This window comes from Exiguobacterium sp. s43, assembly GCF_018617255.1.
GTDB lineage: Bacteria > Bacillota > Bacilli > Exiguobacteriales > Exiguobacteriaceae > Exiguobacterium > Exiguobacterium profundum.
Map to the genome: position 1 here is coordinate 83240 of NZ_JACSJT010000004.1, position 16773 is coordinate 100012.

At 42.0% G+C, this 16773-nt stretch carries 18 protein-coding genes and 3 pseudogenes; 6 read left to right on the forward strand and 15 right to left on the reverse strand.

Annotated elements, in window-relative coordinates; genetic code table 11:
- Positions 1 to 83 precede the first annotated feature (83 nt).
- A complete protein-coding gene (locus tag KNO79_RS13895; protein ID WP_214691558.1) occupies positions 84 to 302 on the reverse strand; it encodes a hypothetical protein in 219 nt (72 codons plus the stop codon).
- 135 nt (positions 303 to 437) lie between these two features.
- On the opposite strand from KNO79_RS13895, the gene KNO79_RS15720 reads away from it, so the two are divergent.
- The 3 genes from KNO79_RS15720 to KNO79_RS13910 all read left to right on the forward strand — a co-directional run bounded on the left by KNO79_RS15720 (position 438) and on the right by KNO79_RS13910 (position 3101).
- A complete protein-coding gene (locus KNO79_RS15720) occupies positions 438 to 1418 on the forward strand; it encodes a LytTR family transcriptional regulator DNA-binding domain-containing protein (protein WP_214691559.1) in 981 nt (326 codons plus the stop codon).
- Between the two features lie 130 nt (positions 1419 to 1548).
- Complete coding sequence (locus KNO79_RS13905; protein WP_074034792.1) at positions 1549 to 2397, forward strand: ABC transporter ATP-binding protein; 849 nt, start codon at positions 1549 to 1551, stop codon at positions 2395 to 2397.
- Entirely contained in the window at positions 2394 to 3101 is a 708-nt protein-coding gene (locus KNO79_RS13910) for an ABC transporter permease (protein WP_214691560.1), read from the forward strand. The genes KNO79_RS13905 and KNO79_RS13910 overlap by 4 nt, the downstream gene beginning before the upstream one ends.
- A gap of 42 nt (positions 3102 to 3143) precedes the next feature.
- Here the strand turns inward: KNO79_RS13910 and KNO79_RS13915 are convergent, their stop codons facing one another.
- Complete coding sequence (locus KNO79_RS13915; protein ID WP_214691561.1) at positions 3144 to 3443, reverse strand: VOC family protein; 300 nt, start codon at positions 3441 to 3443, stop codon at positions 3144 to 3146.
- A gap of 184 nt (positions 3444 to 3627) precedes the next feature.
- Here KNO79_RS13915 and KNO79_RS13920 point away from each other — a divergent pair, with 184 nt between their 5' ends.
- Positions 3628 to 3795: a hypothetical protein gene (locus KNO79_RS13920; RefSeq protein WP_214691562.1), complete on the forward strand. Its 168-nt coding sequence runs from the start codon at positions 3628 to 3630 to the stop codon at positions 3793 to 3795.
- A 131-nt stretch (positions 3796 to 3926) separates the two neighbouring features.
- On the opposite strand, the gene KNO79_RS13925 is transcribed toward KNO79_RS13920, so the two are convergent.
- From KNO79_RS13925 to groES, 11 genes and pseudogenes are all read right to left on the reverse strand, one after another.
- A complete protein-coding gene (locus KNO79_RS13925) occupies positions 3927 to 5804 on the reverse strand; it encodes a UvrD-helicase domain-containing protein (protein ID WP_214691563.1) in 1878 nt (625 codons plus the stop codon).
- A 2-nt stretch (positions 5805 to 5806) separates the two neighbouring features.
- On the reverse strand, positions 5807 to 7717 hold the full coding sequence (locus tag KNO79_RS13930) for an ATP-dependent nuclease (RefSeq protein ID WP_214691564.1): 1911 nt from the start codon (positions 7715 to 7717) through the stop codon (positions 5807 to 5809).
- Positions 7718 to 7845: 128 nt separating this feature from the next.
- Entirely contained in the window at positions 7846 to 8823 is a 978-nt protein-coding gene (locus KNO79_RS13935) for a hypothetical protein (RefSeq protein ID WP_214691565.1), read from the reverse strand.
- A gap of 35 nt (positions 8824 to 8858) precedes the next feature.
- Positions 8859 to 9662 (reverse strand): annotated as a pseudogene (locus KNO79_RS13940) (DUF3387 domain-containing protein); the annotation flags it as partial.
- 24 nt (positions 9663 to 9686) lie between these two features.
- Positions 9687 to 9867, reverse strand: a pseudogene (locus tag KNO79_RS13945) (SAM-dependent DNA methyltransferase); the annotation flags it as partial.
- A gap of 370 nt (positions 9868 to 10237) precedes the next feature.
- A complete protein-coding gene (locus KNO79_RS15725) occupies positions 10238 to 10348 on the reverse strand; it encodes an IS3 family transposase (RefSeq protein ID WP_353048701.1) in 111 nt (36 codons plus the stop codon).
- Positions 10349 to 10364: 16 nt separating this feature from the next.
- A pseudogene (locus KNO79_RS15730) lies at positions 10365 to 10430 on the reverse strand (hypothetical protein); the annotation flags it as partial.
- Positions 10431 to 10438: 8 nt separating this feature from the next.
- Positions 10439 to 11125 carry an IS3 family transposase gene (locus tag KNO79_RS15735; RefSeq protein ID WP_353048702.1) on the reverse strand — a complete coding sequence of 229 codons (687 nt, stop codon included), beginning with the start codon at positions 11123 to 11125 and terminating at the stop codon, positions 10439 to 10441.
- Entirely contained in the window at positions 11122 to 11433 is a 312-nt protein-coding gene (locus KNO79_RS15740; protein ID WP_353048703.1) for a hypothetical protein, read from the reverse strand. Before KNO79_RS15740 ends, KNO79_RS15735 begins: the two co-directional genes overlap by 4 nt.
- 164 nt (positions 11434 to 11597) lie before the next feature.
- The gene (groL, locus tag KNO79_RS13955; protein WP_214691566.1) at positions 11598 to 13223 is read right to left on the reverse strand and encodes a chaperonin GroEL; all 1626 of its coding nucleotides are present in this window, start codon (positions 13221 to 13223) and stop codon (positions 11598 to 11600) included.
- Between the two features lie 39 nt (positions 13224 to 13262).
- Positions 13263 to 13547, reverse strand: coding sequence for a co-chaperone GroES (groES, locus tag KNO79_RS13960; RefSeq protein ID WP_015880602.1), 285 nt, complete (start codon positions 13545 to 13547; stop codon positions 13263 to 13265).
- Between the two features lie 212 nt (positions 13548 to 13759).
- Between groES and KNO79_RS13965 the strand changes: the two genes are divergently transcribed.
- Together KNO79_RS13965 and KNO79_RS13970 are read left to right on the forward strand one after the other, a co-directional pair.
- Positions 13760 to 14455: a CPBP family intramembrane glutamic endopeptidase gene (locus tag KNO79_RS13965; protein ID WP_078146181.1), complete on the forward strand. Its 696-nt coding sequence runs from the start codon at positions 13760 to 13762 to the stop codon at positions 14453 to 14455.
- Positions 14456 to 14471: 16 nt separating this feature from the next.
- Complete coding sequence (locus KNO79_RS13970; RefSeq protein ID WP_015880600.1) at positions 14472 to 14681, forward strand: YdiK family protein; 210 nt, start codon at positions 14472 to 14474, stop codon at positions 14679 to 14681.
- 14 nt (positions 14682 to 14695) lie between these two features.
- Here KNO79_RS13970 and KNO79_RS13975 read toward each other — a convergent pair whose 3' ends face one another.
- A complete protein-coding gene (locus tag KNO79_RS13975) occupies positions 14696 to 15097 on the reverse strand; it encodes a hypothetical protein (protein ID WP_214691567.1) in 402 nt (133 codons plus the stop codon).
- Between the two features lie 11 nt (positions 15098 to 15108).
- Positions 15109 to 16734, reverse strand: a complete 1626-nt coding sequence (locus tag KNO79_RS13980; RefSeq protein ID WP_214691568.1) for an ABC transporter substrate-binding protein — start codon at positions 16732 to 16734, stop codon at positions 15109 to 15111.
- Positions 16735 to 16773: the final 39 nt, after the last annotated feature.

The window sequence follows — 16773 nt, forward strand, 5'->3', positions numbered from 1 at the left end:
ACCTCTTCTGATAACTCCTCTAATTCAAGCACTTGTTTCAATTCTTCATGAAATGAAATCAGCGTTGGTATTTTGTTTTCAAACTAATACGCCTTTTCGAGACGAATCAGAAAAAATGAAACGTCATGTCTCTTTCCGACTGGTAAATCATGCTTTAATAAGACATATTCTAATTCAGTTTTTAACTGATTATGTAGTATTGAATCTTGCTCAATCACTCGAAGTAGAAGGGATTGAAGCATTTCAACTTGAGATTCTAACTCGAACACGCGTGTCTGCATCTCTTCGAATTGCTTATCCATTAAATGAGTCACTTCCCTTCACTAATTCGTCATGTATCTTATTTTACCAAAAGATGTAACTTTCATGTTTAATCATCTTCCTCTTAAGCCCTTCTCTGTAAAATGTTATACTCCAACTAAAAAGGGAGGGATTCGGTGCTTACTTTCCAAAACGTCTCGGTGCGCCAACAAGACACACTTATTCTCGAAAACATTTCATTTTCGATTCAACCAGGTGAGTTAGCAGCTATCCACTGTGGCGTCATTTCCCGAGAAATCATCTTCGGTCTCATCAGTCAGGAGATCTCGACATATACCGGGAACATCGACCACGCTTCAACGATGTCTCTCTTCTCCATCCGGGACGGTTTATACGATCGACTCACCATCGAGGAGTATTTACGCTTCACCAAGCGTCTTTATGATTCATCCGAATCAGTCGAATCGGTGATGCAGCAACTCCAACTCACGACTTATCGCAAGCACCGCCTCCACCGTCTCAATCGTTCCCTTGTCAGACGCACGCAGTACGCCGCGCTGCTTCTCCAAGACCGTGACCTATATGTGTTTGAAGAAGCGGACCAAGACGTGGACCAAGAAACACGACACCTTTTACGCGATACGTTACAGACATTAACGTCGAGACAAAAATCCGTCCTCGTGTTGACGAGCAACATGGAAAGTGCGCTCTTCATGACATCGACCGTTTATCGGATTGATCATCGTCACTTGCGCCTGTTAGATGTGGAACCGGAAGATGCAGGTGATTCGGAAATTTCATCTGAGATTATCCACGTCCGTTTCGAGAAGATTCCGACGAAAGTGAACGAAAAAATCATCTTACTCGACCCTCCTGAAATCGACTTCATCGAAAGTCAGGACGGACAATCGATTTTACATAGTCAATCGGATCAGTTCCCGAGCGTCTTCACGATGAACGAGCTCGAGACGCGTTTGACCCCGTATGGTTTCTTCCGCTGCCATCGGTCATATCTTGTGAACTTACAACGTGTGCGCGAAGTCATCACCTATACGAAAAATAGCTTCAGTCTTATCTTGGATGATTCAGAGAAGACAACGATTCCGTTATCCAAGACAAAAATGGCAGAATTGAAGACGATGATGGGGCTCAAATAGTCTCCATTCACAGTTCTATTCGCTTCATTCAACTCCTGATAAGCGCCATTTATCGCCATTTCAGTGCGGCCTTTCCCCATTCCTTATACGATAGAAGCAAGTAAGACGACATCGACAAGGAGGAACGGGAATGGAACCAATCATTCAAGTGAACGGGTTAAAGAAATTGTTTGGGAACGAGGAAGCGTTACATGATGTGACGTTTACAGTTGGAAAAGGAGAAGTGTTCGGCTTCTTGGGACCGAGTGGTTCTGGAAAGACGACAACGATAAAAATCTTGACGTCACAACTCGCACAGACGGCCGGTGATGCTACTGTCTTCGGCGTGCCGGTCGCTGACCTGAAACAAGAACAGTACCGTAAACGCATCGGCGTGTTGACGGACAATAGTGGTCTGTATACACGACTTTCTATAGAAGAGAACCTGAGCTTATATTGCGACCTCTATGATGAACCGAAGACTCGGATTGATGAAGTATTGAACATGGTCAACCTCAGCGGGGAACGGAAGAAGCGCATCGACAAACTCTCTAGAGGGATGTTGCAACGGGTGACGCTCGCACGCGCCCTTCTTCATGAGCCAGAGCTCCTGTTTCTAGATGAACCGACATCGGCTCTCGACCCCGTCAACTCTCGACATATCTATAAAGGGATTGAACGGTTGAAAGCAAATGGAACGACCATCTTTCTGACGACGCACGATATGCAAGAAGCCGAGGAGCTGTGTGATCGTGTCGCTTTCTTACATCAAGGGTCGATTCAACTGCTCGATGCCCCGAACGTATTGCGCAGGAAATATGCAACGGGATCGATGCGAGTTGAATTGAACAACGGTCAGACGCATGAAGTGACGCAAACCGACGAAGGCGCGGACTGGCTCCATAAACAGATGCGTGCTAAAAATATCGCGTCGATCCATTCCAATGAGCCGACACTCGGCGATATCTTTATCGAAGTGACAGGGAGGAAATTATCATGACTTTTTCAATGAAACGTGCACTCGCCATTTTCCAAAAAGACTACAAGGATTTGTCTCGAAACTTGTTCGTCTCGTCGACCTTGATCATGCCGCTCTTCTTCGCCGTCTTCTATTCGCGAATCGGTGACGGCGGCGTCGATATCACGTACTTCGTCATCAACATCACGTTTAGCCTCGTGGCCATCTTCGTACAATGTGCGTTGATCGCCGAAGAAAAGGAGAAAAACACGCTTCGCGGGCTCATGTTGTCCCCAGCGAGCACGCTCGACATCTTGCTCGGAAAGAGTGCCCTCACGTTCGTGACGACGATGATCCTCATCGTAGCCTCGTCATTTTTGATGGATTACGCTCCAAAAAATCTGGCTGTGATTGCCCTCGCGCTCATCGTCTCGACATTCTTTTATATCGGAATCGGAACGATGTTCGGCTTGATGACGAAGACGGTCATGGAAGCTTCATTGATTGTCATGTTGCCGTTCTTTTTCTTCTCGTTCTCACCGATGTTGTTACCACTACAAGACCGTTTCGCCATCATCGGAGTGCTTGAGTATTTACCGAACGTGCTCTTGATTGATGTAGCTCATCAAGTGGACGACGGTGCGAACTTCGGTGCCGTCGGGCTAGAGCTCGGTTTGCTTACGGCGTGGGCGCTTGCTGCATTCGTCGGTAGTGTCGTGATGTATAACCGGAAACAGACGGACTGAAAAAAGAATCGCCTGAGAAAGGGCGATTCTTTTCGTATATACTCATTTATGTTCCGCTGGTGTCCAACGCTCCTGTTCACTCGACGCAGGATAATCAATTCCGTCCGGATAGGCAATCAGCTCGATGAGCGACCCCCACGGTGCCTTCCCGTATACACCTTGGTTATCCCCATTGTCTTCGACGCCGGCTAACGGGTGTGGTTTTGATAACAACTGTCCACCCGCACGTTCAAAGCGCTGAGCCGCCTCTTGCATATCATTCACATAGATTGCGAAATGATGTAAACCGTACGATGGGATCCCTGTCGGTCCGGTTTCATTTACTTGTGCGACTTGAAACAACTCGATAGACGGTCTCGATTAGAATTAATTATAGAAAAAAACATAATAACGATGAAGAATATAACAAAGCTTATAAAAGAATTAACAGAAGAATAAACCTGGTGTTTTATTATTTTTTACAGTATGATTTGAAATAAACTTGGGAAGATTTCTTACTATAAAAACTTACAAAGAAGAAAAAGAATTGAATAAGATGTTAAATCGGATTAATGAGCCAGACAGAGTTTTAAGAACAATAAAAAATGAGGGAGAACCTTATGAGCATTTATTAAAACAGGATGAAGTAATTGTTGATGTGGGGAAAAAAAGATATGAAGTTTTGGGGAGAAAAACCCTTAAAGCTTTTGATTGATAATAAATTAAATATTAAATTTGCAATGCTTCTTTCATTGGCTATAAGGGTTTACAATAAATAAATTCAATCCGAAATCGCTTGGTTAAGTAGAGAGGTTTCGGATTGTCTTAAAGGATTTAGATTTAGATTTATACATATCTTATATCCCAACCTGCCTCCACTAACTCTTCCTCATGCCCTAGTACTGTCTCATTTGTTACTGCTACACACAGTAAATGTGATGGACGAGTCATTCCTACATAGGTCATTTTTAAATTCTGCAATGTTCTTACAGCTCTAGTGACAGAGTGTTTTCCTTTCAAATACTCTATAATCCTTTTAACATCGTAATCGTGATAATATGTCTCTAGATAAAGGGTAGCTGTGTGAGTTTCTCCTTTAACAGAGTGAATAGTTGAGACATTAATGTCAAAAGTGATTGAGTTTTCGTTAAATTTATATACATTGATTTTATTCTCATGTGATTCATATATATCTTCGATTTGATTTTCAAAAAATGAATCCAGACGACCTGTATCTTCCCAATTAAATAATTCTTTTAAGTCAAAAATTATAAACTCTTTAACTTCTAAAAATACATTTTCATCATTTTGTATTTTCAAACACCATTTCGATAACATTAGTAATAATTTGTTGTATACCGATATGTCACTTATTCGGAGATGATCTAAAAAAGAAGTTTCAGTGAAGAACCTATCTTCGTTCATTTGTTCCATTTGTCTAAGCGCTTTTAAAATTCCTCTTATAATTCTTTCTTTATATAACCTACTGCCGTATTTATCCACTTCTCCAACTGATGCTTTTAACAAATAATTATTTAAGTAGTTAAAATCAACTTTCTGCTTCACTTCTTTTATATAATCATTCCAATAGTTACTAATTCCAATTTCTTTCTCGTGCTCAGAAACCCATCCTATAGCTTTAAATATTTTTTTATCAGAAAGATGCAAATTATTGTCTACAATTACTTTTGAAAAGTAAGGGAGAACTTTATCAATGCGATCTGGTTTAAACACTAAAATACATGGCTTTATGTCCTCTATTTCAGGATTACCAATTAGTTGTTGAGGCTGAACGCAAATATTTTGCACAGCCTTTGCCACAGCAGTTGAAAAGCGTTTACTATCAGTTATTTCCCTGCATCTGTCCTGACTTATTTCCCAAGTTCCTGTAGCATTACGCTGATCGTATATTGATTGATTAGGGTCTCCAATTCGTTGGATAACAACCGATTCATCAAATAGATAATCTAGTATAGTTTGTTGATGATCCATAGTATCTTGCATTTCATCAATAAAAACATAGGGAAAACGTATAGAAAATATTTTTTTTAAATCTGGATTTTCTTTAATATAATTGATGGCTAAAAAATATGCGTCATCATAGCTAAGTATCCCATCCATCATTACACTGTCTTTTAGTTCTTTTAATGCTTTGTAACTCTCGCTTTGTTGACTTTTATAGATTTGAGTTCCATATAAATCTTTTTTTAAGGTACCATCACTTAAATCAAATCTAATAGTCTTTATGTTAATACTTCTTTTTTCTATTCCATATCGTAATCTTCGAGGAATAATCTGGTAATATTTTTTCATAATTCTTTCTTCATATATTTGATTATCTATTCTAATTGGCTTTTTGCCGTAGAAATGTATATACGCAGGTATGGCTAAAAATTTATTTACAAATAACTGGATGGTGCTACAATTATTTGGATATTCAAAAAGACTTTGTCCATAAACATTTAATTTATCTTTTATCTCGTTAATTGCAACATTTGTATGAGTTAAAATACAAATCCCTTTATTATCATCTAATGGGAGCATAGTAGTCAGAATTGCTAGTTTGGCTAAAAGTGTAGTTGTCTTTCCACTCCCAGGACTGGCTTTTATGTCTATACTATTTAAAGACTTAATAATTTCTCTACGTTCATTATTAAAACTCTCTCCTGGGGGCAACAATATTTTTTCAGCATACAAAATATCATCTTCAGTTATATTAAGCATTTTCATACAGCTCCTTTGGAAGCATAATTAATAGCCTGAATAATGTACTGCAATTTGCTGTCCCCTAAAATTCTCCTTTTAATTTCTTCTTTATCTTCTTGCATCTTTTGTTCTAAGATGTTTGCTAAACATTGAGCTGTTATTGCTTTAGATATCTTTTTTTCAAGCATTAAATGATAATAAATATAGAAAGCTTTTTCTTCATCAGAAGCGTTTTGTTCTTTCCAAATTTCATTTAACCTGATTATTTCTTTATCAATTGATTCTTCTTTGGCTTTTGTCAAGCCAATGACATCACTATTTCCAATTTTTTCAGCTTGCAATATCGCCAATAATAATTCATCACGTAATGAACCAAGTGCTATATCATACTCCAGGGTCCAGTCTGGTGATATAAATAATTTAACAAATTGACCGTCAATTTTTGCTTTTCTTTCACTTCTCCTTACATTAATAGATTTTTCTGAATCCAAATGCGTTTGAGTTTTAGCCTCAGGATCTACAGATGAATATATATCAGGCTTTATATCGTTGTCAGTAATTGCAGAAACGGTTATATTTAACATACCCTTATTTGGTTCTTTCCTTTTGAAAATATTAGAATAACGCAGGAAAGCTGTATTTCCAACATTAACAATAGTCACCCCAAACAATGACAATGGTTTATCTATAATAAGAGCAATAATTGGAAGTAATAAATTCTCCGAATCACCTTCTACGAGTATGACTCCTTGTGCAAAAAACAAATTTGCTTTTGTTGAATCCAAAAAACGCTCTAAAAAAAGATAGTCCCCTTTATTTAATTGTGTATTCTCATCCCCCATAGGAAAAGCACTTCCATCCTTACAAATAATAAGGTTTTTCAACTTCACTTTAGATGCAAGATCTGTGCTATGGGTTGTCATAATTAATTGAATTTGTGAATCACTTACTTCCTTATGAAGAAATTCAACTAGTCTAATTTGTGCCTGAACATGCAAATGAGCTTCAATTTCTTCAACAATAGCTAAGCGTAAACCTTGGTATTGATTTCGTTTCAATAAGAGTAATTCAGTTGCTATAAAAAGCAAATTCTGAGACCCTAATCCTGATTTACTTTCGGTTATGTCTAAGTTAAGTCTTTCAAGAATATTTTTTAATCTCAATTTAGTAATTGTGAAATCTGAAATTTGATTATTCCTAAATCCACTAAATTCTTTTAAGTATGTATTGATTTGTTCTAATAACTCTTTACCCTCTTGGTCTTCAATCTCATTATCATCAGTATCCAAACCCTTAAAGTACTTTGTGATTTTTTCATTGGCCTCTTTTATAATTGTGTAAAGATAATGGTTTTCATCTTTTCCTTTAAATGCATCATGACTATCTAATATTTGTGAAAGTCTAGAATTTTTACCCGGCGACATTTCTTTTTCGGCGTCTCTTAATGGTTTAAGGTAGGTTGTTCTCAAAAGGTTCTTTGCCTCTCCACTTAATTGTTTACCCTCATTGTCAGCCCCAGCTTTAATATCGTAATATATATTGTTCCCATTTCTTTGAGCTGTGAAAGATAATTTTAAAAAGTATTCATAAGTACCTTGAGAATTCTTCTCCATACCTAACCACTCTAAAAAATTCTTAGCTTCAAGATCACTAAACCCTTTAAAATTGCACTCTATTCTTAATTTTGTTGCTCTATTTTCTTCGGATTCACCAAATGGCAAATAAAAATCTTCTAACTCAAGCCTCATATATTCATAGCTTTGCGTGTGCAAAGTATACTTTATAGCATCTACAATCGTTGTCTTTCCCGAATTATTTTCGCCTACTAAAAGATTCAATTCTGGAGTGAAGTTGAGTGTCAATCCAGGCTTTCCATCTTGTTTTATACCAAATTTTCTAAAATTCCAAATCCTTAACTCTGATAAATACATCCCAGCGTTGCCCCTTTCACTCTTTAAAACATTTCATCTACTCAAAAGATATATAAACAATAAAAAAGAAGATCAGAAGTGTTTTCAAATAATCTTCTAGTCTTCCTTCATGTAATTCCAATATCATATCAAACGCCCAGAGTCTCTATTATTTCTTTTCTTATATAATCTAATGAGTCAAAGCTTTTCATGTCTGTTTTATATACAGCTCTGACATATTCGATAATTATTCCAGTAAGGTTAAATAGTTCTCTTTTGACTTGATTCTGATTTTCATATAATTCAAATATATTTTTACCATTATGAACAATTTCAGTTCTTTTATGTTTTGAGAGATTAACCATCTCGCTAGATAACCTATGATATTCTTTTTTTGACTCTACTATAAAGGGGATAATTTTAGATTTAACTTTTTGAAATTGCAGCATTTCATCTTTATCTGCAAGCATCTCGAGTGTAGTCATTAAATATATAAATGCTGTATTCAAATTATGCATATACATTGCTTCATTTATCCTTGTTAGCGCTGCTCTACAATTTAAAAATACTTCATCTTCCCTATCACTGAAAATTAATTTATAATCTAATGAATTCAGATCATACGAACTAGGTTCCCTAGACGGCATCATACCTATTCCTTTTCTCAACATGATAGTTACTTCTCCTGAAATCATTTCATAATGATTTGTTTTTGTATTTACTTTGAAAACATTTTTGTAACCATCATTTAGCATTCCAGCTAAACCAGGAAGAGTATCAAAATTCCCTATTTGACACTCTTTTAACCTAAAATAATCCATAGACCTATCAATCTTTTCACAGATTTCATTGACATATAAAAATGCTTCTTCAAAATTTACATATTCTTTTACAGGAAATGTGGTTATTGCGAGCGTATAGTTTATCCACTCTTGATTTGAATTAGAATCTAATATTTCTAAGCAATTTTTTATCATTTCAAATTCACTTTCAACAATTGAATCTGTATATGTATATCCCCCTTCCAATATAGAGTTCAATGGAGGAGTATAATATACATCACCAATTTTAAAAGCGGACTCAATAACAAAGTTAGAAATTGGAACTATAAATTTTTCAGATTCCATTTAATTAACCTCTTATCTCTTTAGTTTTTATTCTTTTATAATTTTGTATTAGCCGCTATTAATTCAGCCTGCTCATCAACAATTTCCACAGCCAACTTCTGCAAATCAGGTGGATAACCATATTTCTTCAAAAGCCTTCTAACCGTAATCCCCATCTTTGCTCTGGACGATTCTCTCAAACTTCAGTCAATGCTCATATTCTCTTTAATTGCCTTCGTAAGTTCATGAGCAATTACTTTAAGGATATCATCTAAGACTTGTTCAGCTGTCTCATGTGATGCAAGCGCACCATAAAAAGCTACCTCTTCTTGAACAAGCTCTAATACTTCTCCTGCTTTATAAGATTCATTCATCTCTTTTGCAAGTTCAATTAGCTCTTAAATAATTTCTGAAGTTTCAATTGCTCGTTTATTGTATTTGTTAATAGCATTCTGCAGAATGTCTGTGAATTTTTGTGTTTTCGCTAAATTTGTACGTTAAACATTTTTAACTTTTCCTTGAAATAACCGGTTTAGTAATTCAACTGCTAAGTTTTTTTGAGGCAGAGCACGTCCCTCGTCTAAAAATTCATCGGATAGAATAGAGATGTCTGGGTTTTGTATGCATAGTGAACTATAAATATCAATTACTTCATCAGATATTACAGATTTAGAAATGAGTCAATTTAATTGAGCATCAATTTGTTCTGGAGTTTTCCTTTTACCTTGAATAGGAATCAATTTTACTAGTCCAGCTTTTACTGCCTTTCAGAAGAACCCGATCTCTGCGTTAAATTCTTGTGCTTCTAGTTCCGTAGCACAAAGTACAAAAGCTTTTGCCAGTTCAGTTATCACCTGCATAATTCTTTAGATACCTACCCATTAAATATTTTCTGCTAAATATTCATCCCTATCTTCAGGATCAGCCCATTCATCCTCTGTTAATTCAAAATACTTTTCTTAAAAAGAATCAGAAACATACTTCAAGAATAGAGGTCCTAAAAACAACGTTCTTATCTTCCTAAAACCATAATTTTTCTTCAAAACCAATACTTCCTGTAGACATATCACAAGCCTCTTCCCATGATGTAATTTAAATAGTCTTATAATACCTAATTCTACCAATATAAAAAGGGCTACGCAAGAAAGTTTCGCTTATCATGTAACCTTGATTAATACAATTATAGTAAATTTTTTCAATATTCTCAATAATTGTTGTGTAATGCGCTTTAAAAGTGGACTATCCTATTTATCTCCTCACTAGCACAAATTTTTATCCATTTACAAAAAGAATATCACTTTGAAATGGACCAAAAAAGTTAGACACTACATAATTTTGTTAGGAGACATTTAGAACCCTCGTCCGGTATTCTGAACTGCTCCCCGTCAAGTAGACAGTGCAAATAATGAAAACCGGCCTAGGCGGCTTGAGCCCTTTATTCGACAGGGCTCAAGCCGTTTAGGCGTTTCTGGAGACGGTCATGGTTGTAGAACGATATGTAGGGTCTCGATGGCCGATGTGAGTTCGCTATATGCCTGAAACTCACGCAGGTAGTACATCTCGACTTTCAGGGTACCCCAAAAGCTCTCGATCGGGGCGTTGTCGATGCAACGTCCGACCCGGGACATGCTGTGGGTCAGCCCCGCATCTTCTCTTCTACCATGCGTTTGAACCCTCTCGATGTGTATTGATATCCTCGGTCGCTATGGATCATCGGACCCGCTCCTGTACGGAGCCCCGCGATCGCTGGCATCATCGTCTGGAAGACGAGCGCGTTGTTGTTAGATTTCCCGATGCGATAGGCGACGATCGAGCCGTCATAGAGGTCGATGATCGCGCTCAGATACGCCTTCTTCCCGGTGCCATATTTGAACTCGGTGACGTCGGTGCACCATTTCTCGTCCGGTCGGGACGCACTGAATTCCCGGTTTATCAGATTCTCGGCCACATGCTGCGGGGACGACTTTTTGTACCGTTTGCGCTTCTGGCGGATGACCGAACGAATCTCATGGATGCGCATGAGACGATAGATGTGCTTCTCGTTGTATGCCGGCAGGCCATGCTGGCGTCGTCTGCGATTGACCGTCATGGTGATTCGTCGATAGCCGTAGGTCCCGTTCACTTGGTCGTAGAGGAGGCGGATGTCCTCAAGTAGGCTTAGGTTCTCCTCCTCGCATACCGAGACGGTACGCTTCAACCATTTATAATAGGCGGCCCGTGAGACCTGCGCGATCTCACACAGGAGCACGACCGGGAACGTATCGGTTGTCGACATTTCCTCGATCGCCATGTAACGCAATTGTAGCCGGATCTGGCTGATCAACCTCTCCTCTCGATCTCCTCTAACTTTTTTAGGAACAGGTTCTCGGCCCGCAGGCGCTCGTTCTCCCGCTCGATCTGTTGGATGCGACTTTCGAGCTTCTCCTCGTTGGTTAGTTCCTCTTCTTGCTTCGTCCGTCCACGCCGGTCCGCGAGCTTCTGTTCCTTGGTGTACAGTTTCCATGTCTTCGATTCCTTCCACGCATCGATCCCGCCGGTATCGAATTTCACTTTCCACACCCGGAGGGCATCCTTAGAGACGTCATGGGTCTCCATGATCTCCTTCCATGTGTATGTTTCTGCTTCTATCATGCGCAGCGCACTCAGTTATTGTTCGATCGAATGCCGACTTCTCGCCATAAAAAAAACACTCCCCAATAGAATAAACAGATTTGTTATTTCATCTGTCTACCTATCGGGGAGCATATCATTCAACCAGGATCAGGTTTTTCAGTCGTTTCTTGATGCGGCGATGATTACATCATACCGCCCATTCCGCCCATGTCAGGCATTGCAGGACCATCTTTTTCTGGCTTGTCTGCGATGACGGCCTCTGTTGTGAGGAACATCGCTGAGACAGATGCTGCGTTTTGGAGTGCTGAACGCGTCACTTTCGCTGGGTCGACAATCCCGTGTGCGATCATGTCGACGTATTCGCCCGTTGCCGCGTTGTAGCCGACACCGACTGACTCGTTCTTGAGTTTCTCGACGATGACCGAACCTTCTTCACCCGCGTTTTCCGCGATTTGACGGACCGGTGCTTCGAGTGCACGAAGGACGAGTTTGACACCAGTTGCTTCATCCGCTGTCACTTCTGCAAGCAACGCACGAACGGCTGGGATGACGTTGATGAGTGATGTACCACCACCCGCCACGATTCCTTCTTCAACGGCCGCACGTGTCGCGTTGAGTGCGTCTTCGATGCGGAGTTTACGCTCTTTAAGCTCAGTCTCCGTCGCTGCACCGACTTTGACGACGGCTACGCCACCTGCGAGTTTCGCGAGACGCTCTTGGAGTTTTTCACGGTCGAAGTCAGACGTTGTCTCTTCGATTTGGTTACGGATCGTTTGAACGCGTGCTTTGATCGTTTCTTCGTTCCCTGCACCTTCGACGACAGTCGTTGTGTCTTTTGTGACGACGACTTTCGATGCGCGACCGAGCATGTCGAGTGATGCCGATTTGAGGTCGAGACCGAGGTCTTCTGTGATGACTTGACCACCTGTAAGTGTCGCGAGGTCTTCGAGCATCGCTTTACGACGGTCACCAAATCCTGGTGCTTTGACGGCTACCGCATTGAACGTACCACGGAGTTTGTTCAAGACGAGTGTTGCGAGGGCATCGCCTTCGATGTCTTCTGCGACGATCAAGATCGGCTTCCCTTGTTGCACGACTTGCTCGAGCACTGGGATGATTTCTTGAATGTTTGAGATCTTCTTGTCTGTGATCAAGATGTAAGGGTTGTCGAGTGACGCTTCCATCTTGTCAGAGTCTGAGATCATGTATGGTGACAAGTATCCACGGTCGAACTGCATTCCTTCAACGACGTCGAGTTCTGTCGTGAAACCGCGTGATTCTTCGATTGTGATGACACCATCGTTCCCGACGCGCTCCATCGCTTCTGCGATCAATTCGCCGACTTCTTCGTCCGCTGCCGAGATGGCCGCGACTTGTGCGATCGCTTCTTTTGACTCGATTGGTTTCGAGATGGCTTTCAACTCTTCAAGCGCACGTGTGACCGCTTTGTCGATTCCTTTACGAAGGATCATCGGGTTCGCGCCCGCTGTGACGTTCTTGAGTCCTTCACGAATCATCGCTTGTGCGAGGACTGTCGCTGTTGTCGTACCGTCCCCTGCGACTTCGTTCGTCTTCGACGCAACTTCAGCAACGAGTTTCGCGCCCATATTTTCGAAGCGGTCTTCGAGTTCGATTTCTTTCGCGATTGTCACGCCATCGTTTGTGATGAGTGGTGAACCGAATTTTTTCTCAAGGACGACGTTACGTCCTTTTGGTCCAATTGTTACTTTGACTGCGTCAGCGAGTGCGTCGACGCCGCGAAGCATCGCGTGACGTGCATCTTCTGAGAATTTGATATCTTTTGCCATCGTTCATTTCCCCCTAATAAAGTTTTTGAATAATGGTGCTTAGCCTACGATTGCGAGAATATCGCTCTCGCGAACGATTAAGTACTCTTTTCCATCATGCTTCACTTCGGTACCTGCGTACTTCGAGTAGATGACCAAATCATTTTCTTTCACGTCGAGATCGATGCGCTTGCCTTCGTCCGTCACGCGGCCTGTACCGACTGCGACGACTTTCCCTTGTTGCGGCTTTTCTTTCGCCGTATCAGGAAGCACGATGCCCCCGATCGTCTTTTCTTCTTTCTCCACGACTTCGATGATGACACGATCGCCTAGTGGTTTCAACATGGAAAAAACCTCCTCCGAATATGAATGATGTAATGTGTATCGTAAGGTTTTAGCACTCAGTTAAAAGGAGTGCTAACATTGATAAGTGTAGTATGAGCCGATTAAAAAATCAAGTGGGGAACATTAAAAAATGCTCTTACTCGCGGTCAAGAGAACTTATTTGTTACAATGAGAGAAAGGTAGGTTCACTCTTATATTAAGGACGTGTTGAATTGGCTACACTAAACTCAAACCAATCGATAAATACCCGTTTTTCGATGGCGCCTAACATTCGTCTCCGGCACCTCACCCCGATTTTACTATATGCGTTCGTCCAGCTATTCCCGCTCGTCCTCAGTGAAGTACGACCGGAATGGCTAACAGAAACGTTCGTCGGGCTCTGGCTCGCCATCGGATTCGGTGTGACGATTGTTCTGTCAATCTTGCTCATCTGGCCAGACTTGAAACAATACAAAGCGCAAGGCATCCAGTCGAACTTGAACGACACGGTCAAATGGATCGGGCTCGGGATTTTGATGCAATACGGGCTCGTCATCGTGGCGAACTTGATTGAGACGGCCATCTCGGGCGAACTTGTCGAATCGATGAACACACAAAACATCGCTGATATGGTGGAAGTTATTCCACTCATGATTTTGCCGGTCGTCTTGCTCGGACCAATCATCGAAGAGATTCTTTTCCGTCATATTTTGTTCGGGAACTTGAACGCGCGCTTCGGTTTCTGGATTGCCTTTGGTGTCAGTTCGATTTTATTCGCACTCATCCACCAAGATAATCGATTCCTCGTCTATATCGCGATGAGTTTCGCGTTCTCTTACGCGTATGCGAAGACAAGACGATTGATCGTTCCGATCGCCATCCACGCGTTTAACAACGCGCTCGTGATGCTCGTACTATTTTTAATGTAGAAATGAGGTGGCAGTTATGCCGCGACAATTAAAAGTGATGATGCTCTTCAGTCTATCGTTCGGTGTGTTGTTCACCGTCCTCGCGTACTTCTCGGTACAAGAGTACGGTTTCAGCTTCTGGACGTACTTCATCATCGCCGTCGCCGCTTACGACTTTTTCAAAGTATATCAAATCTTGGCACTCGCCCGAAAAGTCAAAAAAGAAGGCACGGACAAATCCGCATAATGAAACCCCGAGTCTTACGAGCTCGGGGTTTTCTTTATATGGATGACGTTCGTCAAATCAATCTTTTCATGGAGTACGGCACTGCGAATCAACATACCACGACGCATCATGATGACACCAAACACGACGTACATCGTATCAAGCAACGGAACTGACGTCTCGTCAAAGAACCAGACGACGACAAAAAAGCTGAAAATTGAAAGAAAGCCAATCGATGAGACGAGTTTCGAATCGACATTCTGTATCAGTGACTTCACCTTCTCTCCATCGAACTGTTCGAGTTGCTCCTGGTAAAGTACATGGAAGACAACACCGAATCCCGCCACTGTTATCATCACCCATTCTCCGTTCCACCATCCAATCAGAAATACGATTGGATTGAAGAAAAGAAATGCCAACAATAGTTTTTTCCTCATCGAACCCCTCCTTATGATGGAATCCATAGTTTCGCAAAATCAAAATAACCGAACAAGTCGACACAGACGTCCTTCAGCTCGACCGGGAACGGGATCGTCCGCTCCTCGTTATAGAGCGGGATGAAATACGACTTTTCTTTCAACTCGCGTTCAATCTCCCGGTGCAGCGGCAACCAGTCTTCAAACGGCAGGTCATCATATTGCCTGACCCGCTCCGCCATCCCCTCGATATAAGGGAACACTTTATGCGGGGGCGAGTACTCGTTCGTCATGAACTGTTCAAACCCGAGCGTGATGTTCCGCTCGAACACTTCCCCGTGAACGACCAAATCGACGTATTCATAATACGTCTTGTCATGGATTGAATCTTTGAAGCTGATGGGCACGAACTCATAAGCGATGCCGTGACGCGTTAACATTTCGGCAATCCAGTCGGTCGTATCATTCGTAAAGTCCGTCTGTTTGATTCGAATCGGTCGGTCGAATGTGACGGGTGTTCCTTTTGGAATGCGATACGTTTCGCTCATCGAACCGAGAAACCCTCGGTCGTTCGGCGTTCTCCGTTCATTCAACGTCCCAATCTCCGGTCGAATCTCCGCAATCAAGCGATGCATATAATGCCGCGCCTCTTCATTCGCGAACACACTATTCGGATGACTGTTCAAGATGACAAGCCCGAACCCAGACGGTGTCGAGATGTGTCCAGTTTCTTTGGAATCCCTTGATGAGATCCGATACGTCGGATCGTATCCGTCCGGCACTTTGATGAACTCGACCCGGTCCAGGAGTGCCCGCACCCCGAAATAATTCTCGAAGGCGAGGAGGACCGTCTTCTCCTTGTCATGGCGATCCAATTGAAACGGCCCAGTCCCGACACTTCCTTTGGCGATACTCGTATGGATCATCGACAGTTTCGGGATGTACGAATTCCGTCGCCGGTCGAGCGTGACGTCGACGCGATACGTGCCGTTCGATGCGATATGCCGGACGTGCCGATACATATAGCGATACGCATCTGACTGAACGAGCATGCGCAGACTCTTCGTCACATCTTTACTCGTCATGAGCGACCCGTCATGGAAACGGACCCCTTTCCGAAGAAACAAGACGAGCGTACTCCCCTGCCATTCATAGTGATGCGCAAGTTCCCCCGTGACCTCCCCGGACGCGTCAATCATGAACAGACGATTGAAGACGTTCTGGACGAGGTGGGCACTGTGGATGTCAGCCGCCTCGAGCGGATGTGTCGTCAAAAAGTGACGGCGTCGCGGGATGATGAGTGCATCGCTCGACGTTTGGACGTAACCGAACTTCTTCTCGAGCTGGCGCATGAACCGTCCTGCCTGCGCAGGCGACCAGTCCCACTCCAGTTGATTCGTCACTGCCTCGACCGACTCTTTCTCCATGCGGTCAAGCAACTGTTTTGCCAAATCACGCTCGACGTGTCGTAGCCATTCGAGACGCGTCAAATTTCCCCGTCCGCGTCCACTCGTATACGTGAGCCACCCTTCTTCTTGCCACCGTGCCAAATGACGCTTCGTCTGTTTCGGGCTTAAATGAATGGCTTCCGCCATATCGGAAATCGTGTACGCCCCATCCCGACACTCTTTCCACAATCGAAATAAATATGCATCCACGTCACATCCCCCCTTAAAAGTGGACATCATTTCCCCATG